This window comes from Microbacterium sp. 13-71-7 (genome assembly GCF_002257455.1).
Classification (GTDB): domain Bacteria; phylum Actinomycetota; class Actinomycetes; order Actinomycetales; family Microbacteriaceae; genus Microbacterium.
On record NZ_NCKN01000096.1, the window covers coordinates 1 to 14,146 of the forward strand.

The following is a 14,146-nucleotide window of genomic DNA, read 5'->3' on the forward strand; positions in this document are numbered from 1 at the left end:
CTCATCACCGCGCGCCGTACCGAGGCGGAGGGTTCGCTGGCCGACTTCGTGAGTAATCTGCGCACGCATCCGAAGCTCATCGACCGGGTGCCGGGCACGGCCATCTTCCTCAACCCCGGCGGCACCACGACGCCGCTCGCGCTGCGCGCCAACGTCGAGCACAACCACGTGCGCCACGCCAGGGTGATCATCCTGTCCGTGGACATCCAGAACGTGCCACGCATCCCGCAGACGAAGCGCTGCACGGTCGACGACCTGGGGGATCCGACCGACGGGATCCTCTACATCTCCGCGAGATTCGGCTATGCGGAGAAGCCCGATCTGCCCCGCGCGCTGCGCAGCATCCCGCCGCACAAGACGCAGGGCTGGATCGACCTGGACAACGCCACGTACTTCCTCTCGAAGATCGAGCTGCGCGAGGGCCGCGGGGGCGGCATGGCGCGCTGGCGCAAGCGGCTGTTCCTGGCGGCCTCGCACATCACGACGGACGCGAGCGACCACTTCGGGCTGCCCCGCGACCGCGTGATCGTGATGGGGTCGCAGATCGAGCTCTGAGACGGATCCGGTCCCGCCGAGAACCTCGGGGGACCGGACCTCGGGGGCGGGCGTCGGAGCCCGCCGCTCAGGCGACGACGGCGAGCGCGTCGATCTCGACGAGCATCTCCTCGCGGGGCAGTCCCGTGAACACCGTGGTGCGCGAGGGGAGCACGCCGCTCGGGGTGTGCTTCGTGACGAACTCGCCGTAGGCCTCGTTCATGATCGCGAAGTCCTCGCGCTTGGTCAGGTACACGCGCAGCATCACCACGTCGTCGAAGGTGGCCCCCGACGCCTCGACGATCGCGCGCACGTTCTCGAGGGTGCGGATGGTCTGCGCGGCGACGTCGCCCGGGAAGAGGTACTCGCTCGTCGCCGGGTCAACAGGGCCCTGACCCGACACCTGCACGATCGGGCCCTTGCGCACCCCCTGCGAGAACACGTGAGCGGGGGCCGGGGCGTCGGTCGTGAGCACGCGGGTCTTCCGGGTCTGCTCTGTCATGGTCGTTCCTCTCGGTCGGCGGCGGGGCGCGGTGCCCAGCCCAGGTCTGCGGATGCCGCCTGCGTCGCCTCCACGAGCTGCGGCAGCAGCGCCAGCACCTCGTGCGCGGGCAGCGACATGGTCGGCACCGACACGGACGCCGCGGCGACGACCGCGCCGCTGCCGTCGCGGATGGGCGCGGCGATGCAGTTGATGAAGCTCTCGTGCTCGCCGCTGTCGCGCGCGAAGTCGTCGGCGCGCACGCGGTCGAGCTCGGCGAGGAAGTCCGCCGCGTTCGCGATGGTGCGCTCCGTGTACGGCACGTAGTCGATGCGCTCCGCGATCTCCCGTCGCGCTGACGCGGGGAGATCAGCGAGCAGCACCTTCGCCACGGCCGTGCTGTGCAGCGGGGCGCGCAGGCCCACGCGCGAGTACATCCGGATGCCCGTGCGCGCCTCGAGCTTGTCGATGTAGACGACGTCGCCCGATTCGTAGGCGGCGAGGTGCACGGTCTGGCCCGTGCGGTCGTTGAGCCGCTCGAGATGCGGGCGGGCCACCTCGCGCACGTCGCGCTGGGCCAGAGCGGCGCCGGCGAGGTCGAACAGTCTGCTCCCGAGCCGGTAGCGGTGCTGCGCGTCGTGCGTCACGAAGCGCTGCGCCTCGAGCGTCTGCAGCAGGCGGAGCACGGTCGACTTGTGCACGCCGAGCCGTTCGGCGCACTCGTCCAGGGTGCGCGCGCCGTCCTGCAGGGCGACGAGCAGGTCCAGCGCGCGGGTCACGGTCTGGTTCATCGGAGCTCCTCCGGGGTCGCGGCTGAGACGTCGGACGCGGGCATGGATCGAGGATATCCAGCGGTGCAACCGGATGCAACGCCGATTGCATAGAACGCAACACGACGGCATCATGGAAGGGTGCAGACGTCTTCGAGTGGTGCCAGCCCGCTGTCCGTGCAGGACAAGTCCTTCCCGCCGTCCGCGCACGGCCGCACGGTGGAGCAGTTCCTGGCGACGGAGCCCGTGCGTTCCGACTTCGCCACGCCGCTGCTCACGCTCGACGCGGGCGCGATGGCGCACAACGTCGCGCGCATGGCCGACTGGGCGCAGCAGGCCGGCGTGCTGCTGGCCCCGCACGGCAAGACGACGATGGCCCCTGCGCTCTGGCGACAGCTGCTCGACGACCGGCCCCTGGGCGCCGGCGCGTGGGGCCTCACCCTCGCCACGCCGTGGCAGGCGCAGGTCGGCCGTGCCCACGGCGTGCGCCGCATCCTCATCGCGAACGAGGTCGTGGATCCGATCGGGCTGCGCTGGATCGCCGATGAGCTGGCCGCGCATCCCGAGGCCGAGATCCTGAGCTGGGCGGACGGCGTCGACGTCGTCCGCGCGATGGAGGCCGCGCTGAGCGGGGGCGCGCCGCGACCGCTCCGCGTGCTCGTCGAACTCGGCGGAGCAGGCGGGCGCACCGGCGCCCGCGACCGCGCCACCGCGCGGGCGATCGCCGAGGCCATCGCCGCCTCGCCGGTGCTCGAGCTGGCCGGCGTCGGCGGCTATGAGGGCGCCCTCGCGCACGACGCCGGAGACGCCGCGATCGCGCGGGTGGACGCGTACCTCGCCGACCTCGCGGGCCTCCATCGCGAGCTCGCCGACGCGGGCCTCTATCCGGAAGGCGTGCGCCCCGTGGTGACCGCGGGAGGCAGCGCCTACTTCGACCGCGTCGGCGCCGTGCTGCCGCCGCTGTGCCCCGACGCGGACGTCGTGGTGCGCTCCGGCGCGTTCCAGATCCACGACGACGGCTTCTACGCGGGGATCAGCCCGATGGGCCGCACGATCGGCGACGTGCCGTTCCGCTCCGCGATGCACGTGTGGGCGCGGGTGCTGTCGCGGCCGGAGCCGGGCCTCGCACTGCTCGACTGCGGTCGTCGCGACGCCTCGTTCGACGAGGGACTGCCGGTCGCCCAGCGCGTCGCGGGACGCGCCGAGGACGACGACGTGCTCGCGGGCAGCCACGTGTCCGCGCTCAACGACCAGCACCTGTTCCTCCGGCTCGGCGACGAGGCCGTAGCCTCCGGTGCCGCGTCACGACTGCGGGTGGGCGACGTGGTGCGGCTCGGGCTGTCGCACCCGTGCACGGTGCTCGACAAATGGCGCCTGATCCCCGTCGTCGCGGACGCCGATGCACCGGATCCCCTCGTCGTCGACGCCGTGGAGACCGTGTTCTGAGCATGACCCCCGCCTCCTCCGCACCGACCCTCCTCCGGCACGCGACCGTCGTCGACGGGACCGGATCCCCCCGCCGCACCGCGGACGTCCTGCTCCGCGGCGACCGGGTGCAGACGATCGCCCCGGCCGGCGCCCTGAGCGTGGAGGAGGACGCGGACGTCTGGGACGCGGAGGGACTCGTGCTCGCCCCCGGCTTCATCGACATGCACGCGCACTCCGACCTCGCCGTGCTCGCGGACCCCTCGCACATCGCCAAGGTGGGACAGGGGATCACGACCGAGGTCATCGGGCAGGACGGCATCGGCTACGCGCCGGTCGACGACGCGATCCTCGACGGCGTGCGCCGCCAGATCGCGGGCTGGAACGGGCACGCCGGGCTCGCGATCGGCTGGCGCGACATGGCGGGCTACCTCGACCGGCTCGCGCAGGGCACGGCCACCAACACCGCGGTGCTCGTCCCGCAGGGCAACCTGCGCCTGCTCACGGTCGGATCCGGCAGCCGCGGCGCGACGGGATCCGAGATCGCGGACATGCGCGCGATCCTCGCCGACTCGCTGTCGGCGGGGGCGGTCGGGCTCTCCAGCGGCCTCACCTACGTGCCGGGGATGTACGCGGACACCGCAGAGCTCACCGCCCTCTGCGAGGTGGTGGCAGAGCACGGCGGCTTCTACGCCCCGCACACCCGGTCCTACGGCGCCGGCGCGCTCGACGCCTATGCGGAGGTGATCGGCATCGCCCGGGAGACGGGCTGCGCACTGCATCTCGCGCACGCGACGCTCAACTTCGCGCCGAACGCGAGCGCCGCGCCCCGGTTCCTGGAGCTCATCGACCAGGCCCTCGCCGACGGCGTCGACATCACGATGGACAGCTACCCCTACCTGCCCGGCGCGACCACGCTCGTGGCCCTCCTGCCCAGCTGGATCGCCGCCGGCGGCCTCGACGCCCTGCGCGACCGGCTCGCCGCCGGCGCCGACCGGGACGCCCTGGTGCAGGCCCTGGACGTGGACGGCTGCGACGGCTTCCACGGCGAGCGCGCCGACTGGACCCTGATCCAGATCTCCGGCGTGGGCCGTCCGGAGCTCGCAGGCCTCGTCGGCCGCACGATCGCCGAGATCGCCGCGTCGACCGGCGAGGAGCCGGTGGACGCCGTCATCCGCATACTCCTCGCCGACGAGTTCGCGACGGGCGTGCTCATGCACATCGGCCACGAGGACAACGTGCAGGCCATCATGCGCCACCCGCGGCACACCGGCGGCAGCGACGGGATCCTCGTCGGCGACCGCCCGCACCCGCGCTCCTGGGGGACATTCCCGCGCTACCTCGCGCGCTACGTGCGCGAGCTCGGCGTGCTGACGCTCGAGGAGGCGGTCCGCCACCTGAGCGCCACCCCGGCCCGGCGACTGCGCCTCGCCGATCGCGGCCTCGTCCGCGAGGGGTTCGCGGCGGACCTGGTGCTGTTCGATCCCGAGCGCATCCAGGACCGCGCGACGTTCGAGCAGCCCCGCCGGACGGCGACGGGCATGGCAGGCGTCTGGGTCAACGGCCGGCTCGCGGTCCGCGACGGCGAACGCACAGAGAGCGTGTCGGGCCGGAGCCTGCGCGCGACGAAGGAGGGGACGCGATGAGCGCCGACATCGAGGACGACGCGACCACGACGGAGGACGTGATGGCGCTGCTGCGCCGGGACGCGGCGCTCGCGCTGCCGCGCCTCGCGCGCATCCCGGATCCGCTGCCGCTGCTGGCGGCCCTCGCCGCGGGCGGGATCCACGTGGTCGAGTTCGCGTTCACCACCCCGGGGGTCACCGGGCTCATCGCCGCGAGCGCCGAGGCCCGCGGCGTGCGGGTGGGCGCAGGCACGGTCACGACCGCGGCCGAGGCGCGCGACGCGATCGCCGCCGGCGCCGCGTTCCTGGTGACCCCCGCCGTCATCGCCGAGGTGGCCGAGGTCGCGGGGGAGCACGGCGTGCCGGTGATCATGGGCGCGTTCACCCCGACCGAGGCGCTCACCGCCGCCAGGCTGGGATCCGCCGCGGTGAAGATCTTCCCCGCCGAGACCGTGGGCGCCGGGTACTTCCGGCACCTCGCGGGGCCGCTCCCGCAGCTGCCCCTCGTCGCCTCCGGCGGTCTGCACGAGGGCAACGCCGCCGACTACCTGCGCGCGGGGGCGATCGCGGTGACGGCCGGGTCGAGCGTCGTCTCTGCCGCCGACGTCGCCGCGGGCGACTGGGACGCGGTCACCGCGAAGGCGAAGGCCTTCCTCGCCGCCGCGCGCGGCTGACGCGCCTTCCGCGGCTGACGCGCGCGGCGGGGCTCACGCCAGGTTCGCGGTGAGCCGGGCGATCTCGGCCGCGCGCTCCGCGCGGTCGAACGTCTTGCCCGGCACCCCGGGGACCCGCTGCCACGGCTGGGGCCCGGCCTCAGGGCGGTACTCGATCCCTGCCGCGTCCAGGCGCGCGAGATGCCCATCGAGCCGCTCGGGGAACGAGCCGACGGCGTCCGGATCCTGTCCGCTCCACAGTGCCTCCGCGAGAGCGCACAGCCGGGGGAAGAGCTGGTAGTCGCGGCGGCGGGCGGAGTCGACGTGCTCCGCCCACAGGTTCGCCTGACCGCCCAGGATGCGCCCGCGGTGCTCGGTCTCGAGCGCCGTCGGGATCGGATCGAAGGCGCGCACATGCGCGACCGTCGTCACGAGGCCGGTCGGGATGGGCTCGTCGGGGGAGTCGGACTGCCGGTAGTCGAGGTAGACCGTGTCCTCCGGGCACATCACCACATCGGATCCGCGTCGCGCCGCGATGACCGCGCCCGCCGTGCCGCGCCAGGAGGCGACCGTCGCACCCGAGACGGTGCCGCCCTCGAGGATCTCGTCCCAGCCGTACAGCCGGCGCCCCCGGGAGCGGACGTGCTCGTCGATCCGGGCGATGAACCAGCTCTGCAGCTCGTCCTCCGTGGCGAGGCCGCGTTCGCGCATGAGCTCCTGGGTGCGGGCGTCGGCCCGCCACTCGTCCTTGCGGCACTCGTCGCCTCCGATGCCGATGACGTCGGAGGGGAAGAGCTCGATGATCTCGTCGAGCACGTCGCAGAAGAAGGCGACCGTCTCCTCCTCGACGTTGAGCGCGTGCGGGTTGACGCCCCATCCGGTCCACGGGTCGAGCGGCTCGGCGACCAGGCCGAGCCGCGGATAGGCCGCGATCGCCGCCTGCACGTGGCCGGGCAGCTCGATCTCCGGCACCACCGTGATCCCGCGCGCGGCGGCGTAGGCGACGATCTCGCGCAGATCGTCCTGCGTGTAGAAGCCGCCGTGCGGCATGCCGTCCTGCGTGGATCCGGGCCCGGATCCGCGCTGCGACGACGGGCGCCACCCGCCGACCTCCGTCAGCAGGGGGTACTTGCGGATCTGCGCCCGCCAGCCCTGGTCGTCGGTGAGGTGGAGGTGGAGGACGTTGAGCCGGTGCATGGCGAGCTGGTCGATGACGCGCAGCACCTCGGCGGTCGGGGCGAAGTGCCGTGCGACGTCGAGCATGAGGCCGCGCCAGCGGTACCGCGGTGCGTCCTCGATGCGCACCGCCGGCACGGCGACGGCGGGATCCGAGGCGATGGGGGCTCGCCGGTACGCGCGCGGGGGCAGCAGCTGAAGGAGCGCCTGCACCGCGTGGTGCGCGCCCCGGACGTCGGCCGCGGCGATCGCGATGCCGTCCTCGCGCACCGTGAGCGCGTACGCCTCCTCGGCGAGGAGCGGGTCGACGAGGAACGCGATGGCTGGGCGCTCGTCCTCCGTGGTGTCGGCCAGGCCGAGTGTCAGGCCCAGCCCTGCGCGCAGCGTCTCCTGCAGCCGCTCCGCCGCCGCCCGCAGGGGTTCCGCGACGCGGATCCGGACGGCCGGGGAGAGCGGGAACTCGCCGGATCCGGCCTCGACGCGGGATGGCTGGGGCAGAAGGTTCAGCACGGCGGCTCCTCGATTCGATTGCGCTGTATGCAACGGGGTTTGCGTGACGTGGAACCAGCCTATTCCCGATGGGGCGCCGCAGGGGAAGCGGCCGACGGTCCGGCGCCTCCGGCGCCTCGCGGATAATGAGTCTGACCGATCGGAACGGAGGTGCGCGTGGCTGTGGAGAGCGAGCCGCCTCGCGCCCTGAACATCCGCGACGTCGCGCGCGAAGCCGGAGTCTCGTACCAGACGGTGTCGCGGGTGCTGAACGGCAGCGACCGGATCCGGGAGAAGACGCGCGAGCACGTGCAGTCGGTCATCGACCGGCTCGGCTACCGTCCGAACCCCGTCGCGCGGGCGCTGTCGACGAACCGCTCCCGCACGATCGGCGTGCTCACGGCGCACAGCGCGCTGTACGGGCCCGCCACGGCCATCACCGCGATCGAGTTCGCGGCGCGCGACGCCGGCTACCGGCTGTCCATCGCCAATCTGCGCTCCGGCGAGCCGGAGTCCGTGCGCGCCAGCATCGACGATCTGCTCAGTCACGCGGTCGAGGCGATCATCGTAATCGCGCCGCAGCAGGAGGTCCTGAGCGAGGTCGGCGGGATGAGCGTGGACGTGCCCATCGTGGCGCTCGGCCCGAGCGGCGAACGTCATTCGATGGCGATGGACCAGATCGCGGGCGCCAGGGCGGCGGTGGCCCATCTCGCCGACCTCGGGCACGAGTTCATCGTGCACCTCGCCGGCCCCCAGAACTGGACGGAGGCCGAGGCGCGCATGGTCGGCTACCTGCGGGAGCTCGACGCACGCGACCTGCGCGTGCGCGCTCCGCTCCTGGGCGACTGGACCGCGCAGTTCGGCTACGAGGCCGGCATGAGCCTGCTCCGGATGCCGGATTTCACCGCCGTCTTCGCGGGGAACGACTCGATGGCGCTCGGCTTCCTGCACGCCTGCCGCGAGCTCGGCGTCAGGGTGCCGGAGGACGTCAGCGTCGTCGGGTTCGACGATATCCCGGAGGCCGCGCACTTCTTCCCGCCGCTCACCACGGTCCGTCAGGACTTCGTCGAGCTCGGCCGGCGGACGATCGGGATGCTGCTGGCGCAGCTCGGCGGAGAGGACCTGGCGCAGGAGCCCCTGGTCCCGCAGCTGATCGTGCGTGCGTCGACCGCCGCGCCCCGCTCGCTCTGAGCCGCCGCCGACGCCCGCCCCTGACACCCTTCGCGCCCGGCGCCGTCGCGACCTGCCGTCCCTCTCTTGACAAATGTGACCGGTTCGCCAGATGATCGCTCCTGCGGGTGTGATCGGTCACAGCCGTGGCGACGAAGGGGTCGGATTCCGAACCTCCTCGCCGTCGGAGCGCATGAGGTCGGCGGCGATCGGCCCCGTGCGAACAGCACCACGAACCGACGTCCGCAGTGATGCGGACGTCATCCTCGCCCCGCGGGGCGCAGATCATGACCGGGCGATTCGATCGTGTCATCGGCGCGCCCTCCGCTGTCCCGAGCGCGCCATGGCGGCCGCTCGACGAAAGGAATCACATGAAGCTCAAGAGACTGGTCGTCGGCGTCGCAGCCGCCGTCACCCTCGCCCTCACCATGACCGCCTGCGCGGGCAACCGCGGCGGCGGATCCGACACGGCGGAACCCGGCGCCAACAAGGGCGCCCTGGTCGGTGTCGCGATGCCGACGAAGACGTCGACCCGCTGGATCCACGACGGCGACGCCGTCAAGGCGGGCCTGGAGAAGCTCGGCTACAAGGTCGACCTCGAGTACGCGGACGACGACATCCCCACGCAGGTGCAGCAGATCTCGAACATGCTCACCAAGGGCGCGAAGGTCCTGATCATCGCCTCCGTCGACGGCACGGCCCTGTCCAGCCAGCTCGACCAGGCCGCGTCCAAGGGCGTGAAGGTCATCGCGTACGACCGGCTCATCAACGGCAACAAGAACGTGGACTTCTACACGACCTTCGACAACTACAAGGTCGGGGTGCAGCAGGCGACCAGCCTCCTGGAGGGCCTCGGCGTGCTCGACAAGACCGGCAAGGACACCGGCACCGCGGGGCCGTTCAACATCGAGCTCTTCGCCGGCAGCCCGGACGACAACAACGCCACGTTCTTCTTCAACGGCGCGATGGACACCCTCAAGCCCTACCTCGACAAGGGCGTCGTGAAGGTGGGCAGCGGTCAGACCGGGTTCACCCAGGTCGCCACGCAGGGCTGGCAGGCCGATGTCGCCAAGAAGCGCATGCAGGACCTCATCGCCTCGACCTACTCGAACGGCCAGAAGGTCGACGGGGTGCTCTCGCCGTACGACGGCCTGTCGATCGGCATCATCTCGGCCCTCACCGGGGCCGGCTACGCGACGGACAAGCTCCCGACCATCACCGGCCAGGACGCCGAGATCCCGTCGGTGAAGTCGATCATCGCGGGGCAGCAGTACTCGACGATCTACAAGGACACCCGCAAGCTCGCGGGCGAGGCCGTGAAGATGGCCGACGACGTGCTGAACGGCAAGACCCCCGAGGTCAACGACACGAAGTCCTACGACAACAAGACCAAGGTCGTCCCGACGTTCCTGTTCGAGCCGGTCGTGGTCACGAAGGACAACTACAAGCAGGCCGTCCTCGACACGGGGTACTACACCGAGGACCAGCTCAAGTAATCCTCCCTCGAAAGGGTGGCTGCGGACGCTCCCGCAGCCACCCTCTCTGACGAAAGGAGAGCGAGATGAGTGACAACATCCTCGAGATGCGCGGGATCACCAAGACGTTCCCGGGCGTGAAGGCCCTGCAGGACGTGTCGATCACCGTGCAGCGCGGCCACGTGCACGCGATCTGCGGCGAGAACGGCGCCGGCAAGTCCACCCTCATGAAGGTGCTCTCGGGCGTCTACCCGCACGGATCCTACGACGGGGAGATCCTCCTGGACGGCGAGCCCGTCGCCTTCAGGAGCATCAACGAGTCCGAGGCCGCCGGCGTGGTGATCATTCACCAGGAGCTCGCACTGAGCCCGTACCTGTCGATCGCGGAGAACATCTTCCTCGGCAACGAGCGCCAGTCCGGAGGCTGGATCGACTGGAACACCACCAACCAGGAGGCCGCGAAGCTGCTGGCGAGCGTGGGGCTCAAGGAGAACCCCGCCACCAAGATCGCCGACATCGGCGTCGGCAAGCAGCAGCTCGTCGAGATCGCGAAGGCGCTCTCCAAGAGCGTGCGGCTGCTGATCCTGGACGAGCCGACCGCCGCGCTCAACGACGACGACTCCGCGCACATGCTCGAGCTCATCACGCACCTGCGCGACGAGGGGATCACCTCGATCATCATCAGCCACAAGCTCAACGAGATCCGGGCGATCGCCGACGAGGTCACCGTCATCCGCGACGGGCGCAACATCGAGACGCTCGAGATGCGCACCGACGACGTGAGCGAGGACCGGATCATCCGCGGCATGGTCGGCCGGGACCTCGCGAGCCGGTTCCCCGACCGCACGCCGAAGATCGGCGGCGAGCTGCTGCGGATCGAGGACTGGACGGTCCATCACCCGCTGGATCACGAGCGCAGGGTCGTCGACGGGGCGAACCTGTTCGTCCGGGAGGGCGAGATCGTCGGCATCGCCGGGATCATGGGCGCCGGGCGTACCGAGCTCGCGATGAGCGTGTTCGGCCGCAGCTACGGCGTGAACATCTCCGGCCGCGTCTACAAGCGCGGGTCCGAGATCTCCACGCGGACCGTGTCGGAGGCCATCGACCACGGCCTCGCCTATGCGACCGAGGACCGCAAGAGGTTCGGGCTGAACCTCATCGACGACGTCGAGCGGAACATCACGATCGCCGCGCTCGACCGGATCGCGAAGATCGGCTGGGTGAACGAGAGCCGGGAGCGCATCGTCGCGGAGTCGTACCGCAAGAGCATGAACATCAAGACGAGCTCCGTCGAGGCGGTCGTCGGCAAGCTCTCGGGCGGCAACCAGCAGAAGGTCGTGCTCTCGAAATGGATGAACACGTCCCCCGACGTGCTGATCCTCGACGAGCCCACCCGGGGCATCGACGTCGGGGCGAAGTACGAGATCTACGGCATCATCAACAAGCTCGCGAGCGAGGGCAAGGGCGTCATCGTCATCTCCAGCGAGCTGCCGGAACTGATCGGTCTCTGCGACCGCATCTACACCCTCGCCGAGGGGCGCATCACCGCGGACGTGCCGCGGGCCGAGGCCACGGCGGAGAACCTCATGCGTTACATGACCCAGGAGAAGGAGGTGGGCTCCGCATGAGCGGCTCATCCATCACCCCCCAGACGAATTCGCTGCGCAGCGCGTTCGAGTTCCTCACCGGCCAGCTGCGGCAGATCGGCCTGTTCATCGCGTTGATCGTGATCGTGATCTTCTTCCAGATCACGACGGGCGGCATCACGCTCGCACCGATCAACGTGTCGAACCTGATCATCCAGAACAGCTACATCCTGATCCTCGCGATCGGCATGGTGATGGTGATCATCGCCGGGCACATCGACCTCTCCGTGGGATCCGTCGTCGCCTTCATCGGCGCCGCCGCCGGAGTGCTGATCACCAAGATGGGCGTGCCGTGGCCGGTCGCCGTCGTGCTGTGCCTCGTGCTCGGCGCGCTCATCGGCGCGTGGCAGGGCTTCTGGATCGCGTACTTCAAGATCCCGGCGTTCATCGTGACGCTGGCGGGCATGCTCACGTTCCGCGGGCTCACCGAGATCACGCTGCAGAACACCGCGATCTCGCCGTTCCCGGACGGCTTCCGTGCCATCGGCGCCGGCTTCCTGCCCGATCTCGGCGGCGGGAAGACGGTCGTCGAACCGCTCACGATCATCCTGGCGGTGCTCGTCGTGCTGGGGATGATCGGCTTCGGGATCCGCGGCCGGATGACGCGGCGGAAGTTCGCCGTGGAGGACGAGCCGCTGTGGTGGTTCATCGCCAAGCTCGCCTTCACGAGCCTGCTGATCGCCCTCGTCGCCTACCTGCTCGCGAGCTACAACGGCACCCCGATCGCCCTGGTCATCCTGGGCGTGCTGACCGTGGTCTACTCCGCGATCATGTCCCGCAGCGTCTGGGGCCGGCACATCTACGCGATCGGCGGCAATCCGCTCGCCGCGAGCCTCTCCGGTGTGAAGACCCCGCGCGTCACGTTCACGCTGTTCATCAACATGGGGGTGCTGTCCGCGCTCGCCGGCCTCGTGTTCACCTCCCAGCTGAACCTCGCCAGCCCCCGCAACGGCGACGGGTTCGAGCTGGACGCGATCGCGGCCGTGTTCATCGGCGGCGCCGCGGTCACCGGAGGCATCGGCAAGATCACCGGGGCGATCATCGGCGGTCTGATCATCGGCATCCTGAACAACGGCATGTCGATCCTCGGCGTCGGCACCGAGTACCAGGCGCTCATCAAGGGCCTCGTGCTGCTCGCCGCCGTCGCGTTCGACGTGTTCAACAAGCGCCGCTCCGGGCGCTGACGAGGAGCGCCAGGACCCCGCCCGCCCCGCGACCGCGGGCGGGGCCCTGGCGCGCTACCGTCGTCCTATGACGCTCGCCCAGGCCCTGTTCTCGTTCGCGCTCGTCGTCGGCCTGCTCACGATCATCCCGGGCCTCGACACGGCGCTCGTGGTCCGCGGCACCATCACCCGGGGGCGGGGCTACGGCTTCGCCGCGCTGCTCGGGATCCAGGCCGGAACGTTGATCTGGGGTGCTGCGGCGGCCACCGGCGCCGCCGCGCTGCTGGCGGCGAGCGAGGTCGGCTACCGGGTGCTGGCTTACGCGGGCGCGGCGTACCTCGTCTACCTCGGCGCGGCGATGATCGTGAAGACCTTCCGCCGCGGGTGGGATCCGACCGCCGAGGCCGTCGCCCCCGCCCGCGGCGGGGCGCGGAGCGGATTCCTGCTCGGGCTCGTCACGAACATCACGAATCCGAAGGTCGGCGTCTTCTACATGGCGACGATCCCGCAGTTCGTCCCTGCCGGTCAGTCTCCGCTTCTCGTCGGGCTGCTGCTCGCCGCGGTGCACTGCGTGCTCGGCACGGTGTGGCTGGGCGTACTCATCCTCGGCGCGAACCGGCTCGCGCCGAAGCTCCGCTCCGCCCGGGTGATCCGCTGGATGGACCGGATCACCGGGGGCGTGCTCGTGCTGTTCGGGGCGCGCCTCGCGCTCGACGTGCGCTAGCGGAGGCCTCCGGATCCCGCTCCGGCGGGCGGCCGCACCCACCTGCGCATCTCGAATCCGTTGCGTCGATCTCGCAACGGAAACCTATGCATTGAATGTCAATTCCCGCGCGAATCCGCGCCATTTCGCGTCGAATCGCCCCGCTGCGGAAATCGTTGCCGAAATCATCGGACGCGACTCTAGGCGCGGGGGGACGCGTGGTGCTAGCGTCCCCCTGTCATCCCCCACACCCGACCATGAGACAGGGGAACAGAGTGACCCAGAATCCGCTTGAGACAGAGACGTCTCTGCAACGCGCGATCGACTACCAGGAGCACGCGCTGCAGGCCGGCGGCGTGTCCAAGGCAGGCTCGACGCTGATGGCCGTGGCCGGCAGCGCGCCAGCCTACTCCATCGCGGCGAGCACCGCCCTGCTGATCGGCGCCGCCGGCGTCGGCGCACCCGCGGCCCTGCTGTGGTGCGGCATCCCGATGCTCGGCATCGCGTTCGCGTTCAGCCACCTCGCCAGGGTCGACAGCCATGCCGGTGCGTCGTTCTCCTGGGTGGCCCGCGGCCTGCACCCGATCCTCGGCTTCTTCGCCGGGTGGGCACTGGTGATCTCGGCGACGGTGTTCATGGTCGCGGGAGCCCTGCCCGCCGGCCAGATGACCGTCGCCCTGTTCGCCCCCGACCAGGCGAACAACACCCTCCTCGTGACACTGGTCGGCGCGGTGTGGTTCCTCGTCATGGCGGCGGCCGTCATCTTCGGCGTGCATACGACAGAGCGGGCGCAGTGGATCATGTCGGTGGTCGAGGTGGGGATCAGGCCCCACCTC

General features: G+C 70.8%; 13 protein-coding genes. 10 read left to right on the forward strand and 3 right to left on the reverse strand.

Annotation, left to right across the window (positions count from 1 at the left end; genetic code table 11):
- On the forward strand, nt 1-555 hold a 555-nt coding region (locus B7X32_RS10770; RefSeq protein WP_292719341.1), incomplete at its 5' end, for a KUP/HAK/KT family potassium transporter.
- 67 nt (nt 556-622) lie between these two features.
- On the opposite strand, the gene B7X32_RS10775 is transcribed toward B7X32_RS10770, so the two are convergent.
- A complete protein-coding gene (locus B7X32_RS10775) occupies nt 623-1,036 on the reverse strand; it encodes a RidA family protein (protein ID WP_292719342.1) in 414 nt (137 codons plus the stop codon).
- Nucleotides 1,033-1,806, reverse strand: coding sequence for an IclR family transcriptional regulator (locus tag B7X32_RS10780; RefSeq protein ID WP_292719344.1), 774 nt, complete (start codon nt 1,804-1,806; stop codon nt 1,033-1,035). The genes B7X32_RS10775 and B7X32_RS10780 overlap by 4 nt, the downstream gene beginning before the upstream one ends.
- Before the next feature lie 120 nt (nt 1,807-1,926).
- Here B7X32_RS10780 and B7X32_RS10785 point away from each other — a divergent pair, with 120 nt between their 5' ends.
- The 3 genes from B7X32_RS10785 to B7X32_RS10795 are packed head-to-tail and all read left to right on the forward strand — an operon-like array spanning nt 1,927 to nt 5,509.
- On the forward strand, nt 1,927-3,231 hold the full coding sequence (locus tag B7X32_RS10785) for an alanine racemase (protein WP_292719346.1): 1,305 nt from the start codon (nt 1,927-1,929) through the stop codon (nt 3,229-3,231).
- 2 nt (nt 3,232-3,233) lie between these two features.
- Nucleotides 3,234-4,856, forward strand: coding sequence for a D-aminoacylase (locus B7X32_RS10790; RefSeq protein ID WP_292719348.1), 1,623 nt, complete (start codon nt 3,234-3,236; stop codon nt 4,854-4,856).
- Nucleotides 4,853-5,509 (forward strand): 2-dehydro-3-deoxyphosphogluconate aldolase, encoded by a 657-nt coding sequence (locus B7X32_RS10795; RefSeq protein WP_292719350.1) that lies wholly within the window; start codon nt 4,853-4,855, stop codon nt 5,507-5,509. The genes B7X32_RS10790 and B7X32_RS10795 overlap by 4 nt, the downstream gene beginning before the upstream one ends.
- A 33-nt stretch (nt 5,510-5,542) precedes the next feature.
- Here the strand turns inward: B7X32_RS10795 and B7X32_RS10800 are convergent, their stop codons facing one another.
- Nucleotides 5,543-7,174, reverse strand: coding sequence for a beta-N-acetylhexosaminidase (locus B7X32_RS10800; RefSeq protein ID WP_292719352.1), 1,632 nt, complete (start codon nt 7,172-7,174; stop codon nt 5,543-5,545).
- A 156-nt stretch (nt 7,175-7,330) separates the two neighbouring features.
- Here B7X32_RS10800 and B7X32_RS10805 point away from each other — a divergent pair, with 156 nt between their 5' ends.
- The 6 genes from B7X32_RS10805 to B7X32_RS10830 form a co-directional block, all read left to right on the forward strand.
- Nucleotides 7,331-8,344: a LacI family DNA-binding transcriptional regulator gene (locus tag B7X32_RS10805; RefSeq protein WP_292719354.1), complete on the forward strand. Its 1,014-nt coding sequence runs from the start codon at nt 7,331-7,333 to the stop codon at nt 8,342-8,344.
- A 350-nt stretch (nt 8,345-8,694) separates the two neighbouring features.
- On the forward strand, nt 8,695-9,819 hold the full coding sequence (chvE, locus tag B7X32_RS10810) for a multiple monosaccharide ABC transporter substrate-binding protein (RefSeq protein WP_292719356.1): 1,125 nt from the start codon (nt 8,695-8,697) through the stop codon (nt 9,817-9,819).
- 65 nt (nt 9,820-9,884) lie between these two features.
- Nucleotides 9,885-11,426, forward strand: a complete 1,542-nt coding sequence (gene mmsA, locus B7X32_RS10815) for a multiple monosaccharide ABC transporter ATP-binding protein (RefSeq protein WP_292719358.1) — start codon at nt 9,885-9,887, stop codon at nt 11,424-11,426.
- Entirely contained in the window at nt 11,423-12,628 is a 1,206-nt protein-coding gene (gene mmsB / locus B7X32_RS10820; RefSeq protein WP_292719360.1) for a multiple monosaccharide ABC transporter permease, read from the forward strand. Before mmsA ends, mmsB begins: the two co-directional genes overlap by 4 nt.
- Before the next feature lie 67 nt (nt 12,629-12,695).
- Nucleotides 12,696-13,331 carry a LysE family translocator gene (locus B7X32_RS10825; protein ID WP_292719362.1) on the forward strand — a complete coding sequence of 212 codons (636 nt, stop codon included), beginning with the start codon at nt 12,696-12,698 and terminating at the stop codon, nt 13,329-13,331.
- A 254-nt stretch (nt 13,332-13,585) separates the two neighbouring features.
- Nucleotides 13,586-14,146: amino acid permease (locus tag B7X32_RS10830; RefSeq protein ID WP_292719364.1), on the forward strand; the 561-nt coding region annotated here is incomplete at its 3' end.

Coding starts and splice junctions, on each gene's coding strand:
- B7X32_RS10775 (WP_292719342.1), bottom strand. CDS start 1,036: ATGACAGAGCAGACCCGGAAGACCCGCGTGCTCACGACCGACGCCCCG.
- B7X32_RS10780 (WP_292719344.1), bottom strand. CDS start 1,806: ATGAACCAGACCGTGACCCGCGCGCTGGACCTGCTCGTCGCCCTGCAG.
- B7X32_RS10790 (WP_292719348.1), top strand. CDS start 3,234: ATGACCCCCGCCTCCTCCGCACCGACCCTCCTCCGGCACGCGACCGTC.
- B7X32_RS10795 (WP_292719350.1), top strand. CDS start 4,853: ATGAGCGCCGACATCGAGGACGACGCGACCACGACGGAGGACGTGATG.
- chvE (WP_292719356.1), top strand. CDS start 8,695: ATGAAGCTCAAGAGACTGGTCGTCGGCGTCGCAGCCGCCGTCACCCTC.
- mmsA (WP_292719358.1), top strand. CDS start 9,885: ATGAGTGACAACATCCTCGAGATGCGCGGGATCACCAAGACGTTCCCG.
- mmsB (WP_292719360.1), top strand. CDS start 11,423: ATGAGCGGCTCATCCATCACCCCCCAGACGAATTCGCTGCGCAGCGCG.
- B7X32_RS10825 (WP_292719362.1), top strand. CDS start 12,696: ATGACGCTCGCCCAGGCCCTGTTCTCGTTCGCGCTCGTCGTCGGCCTG.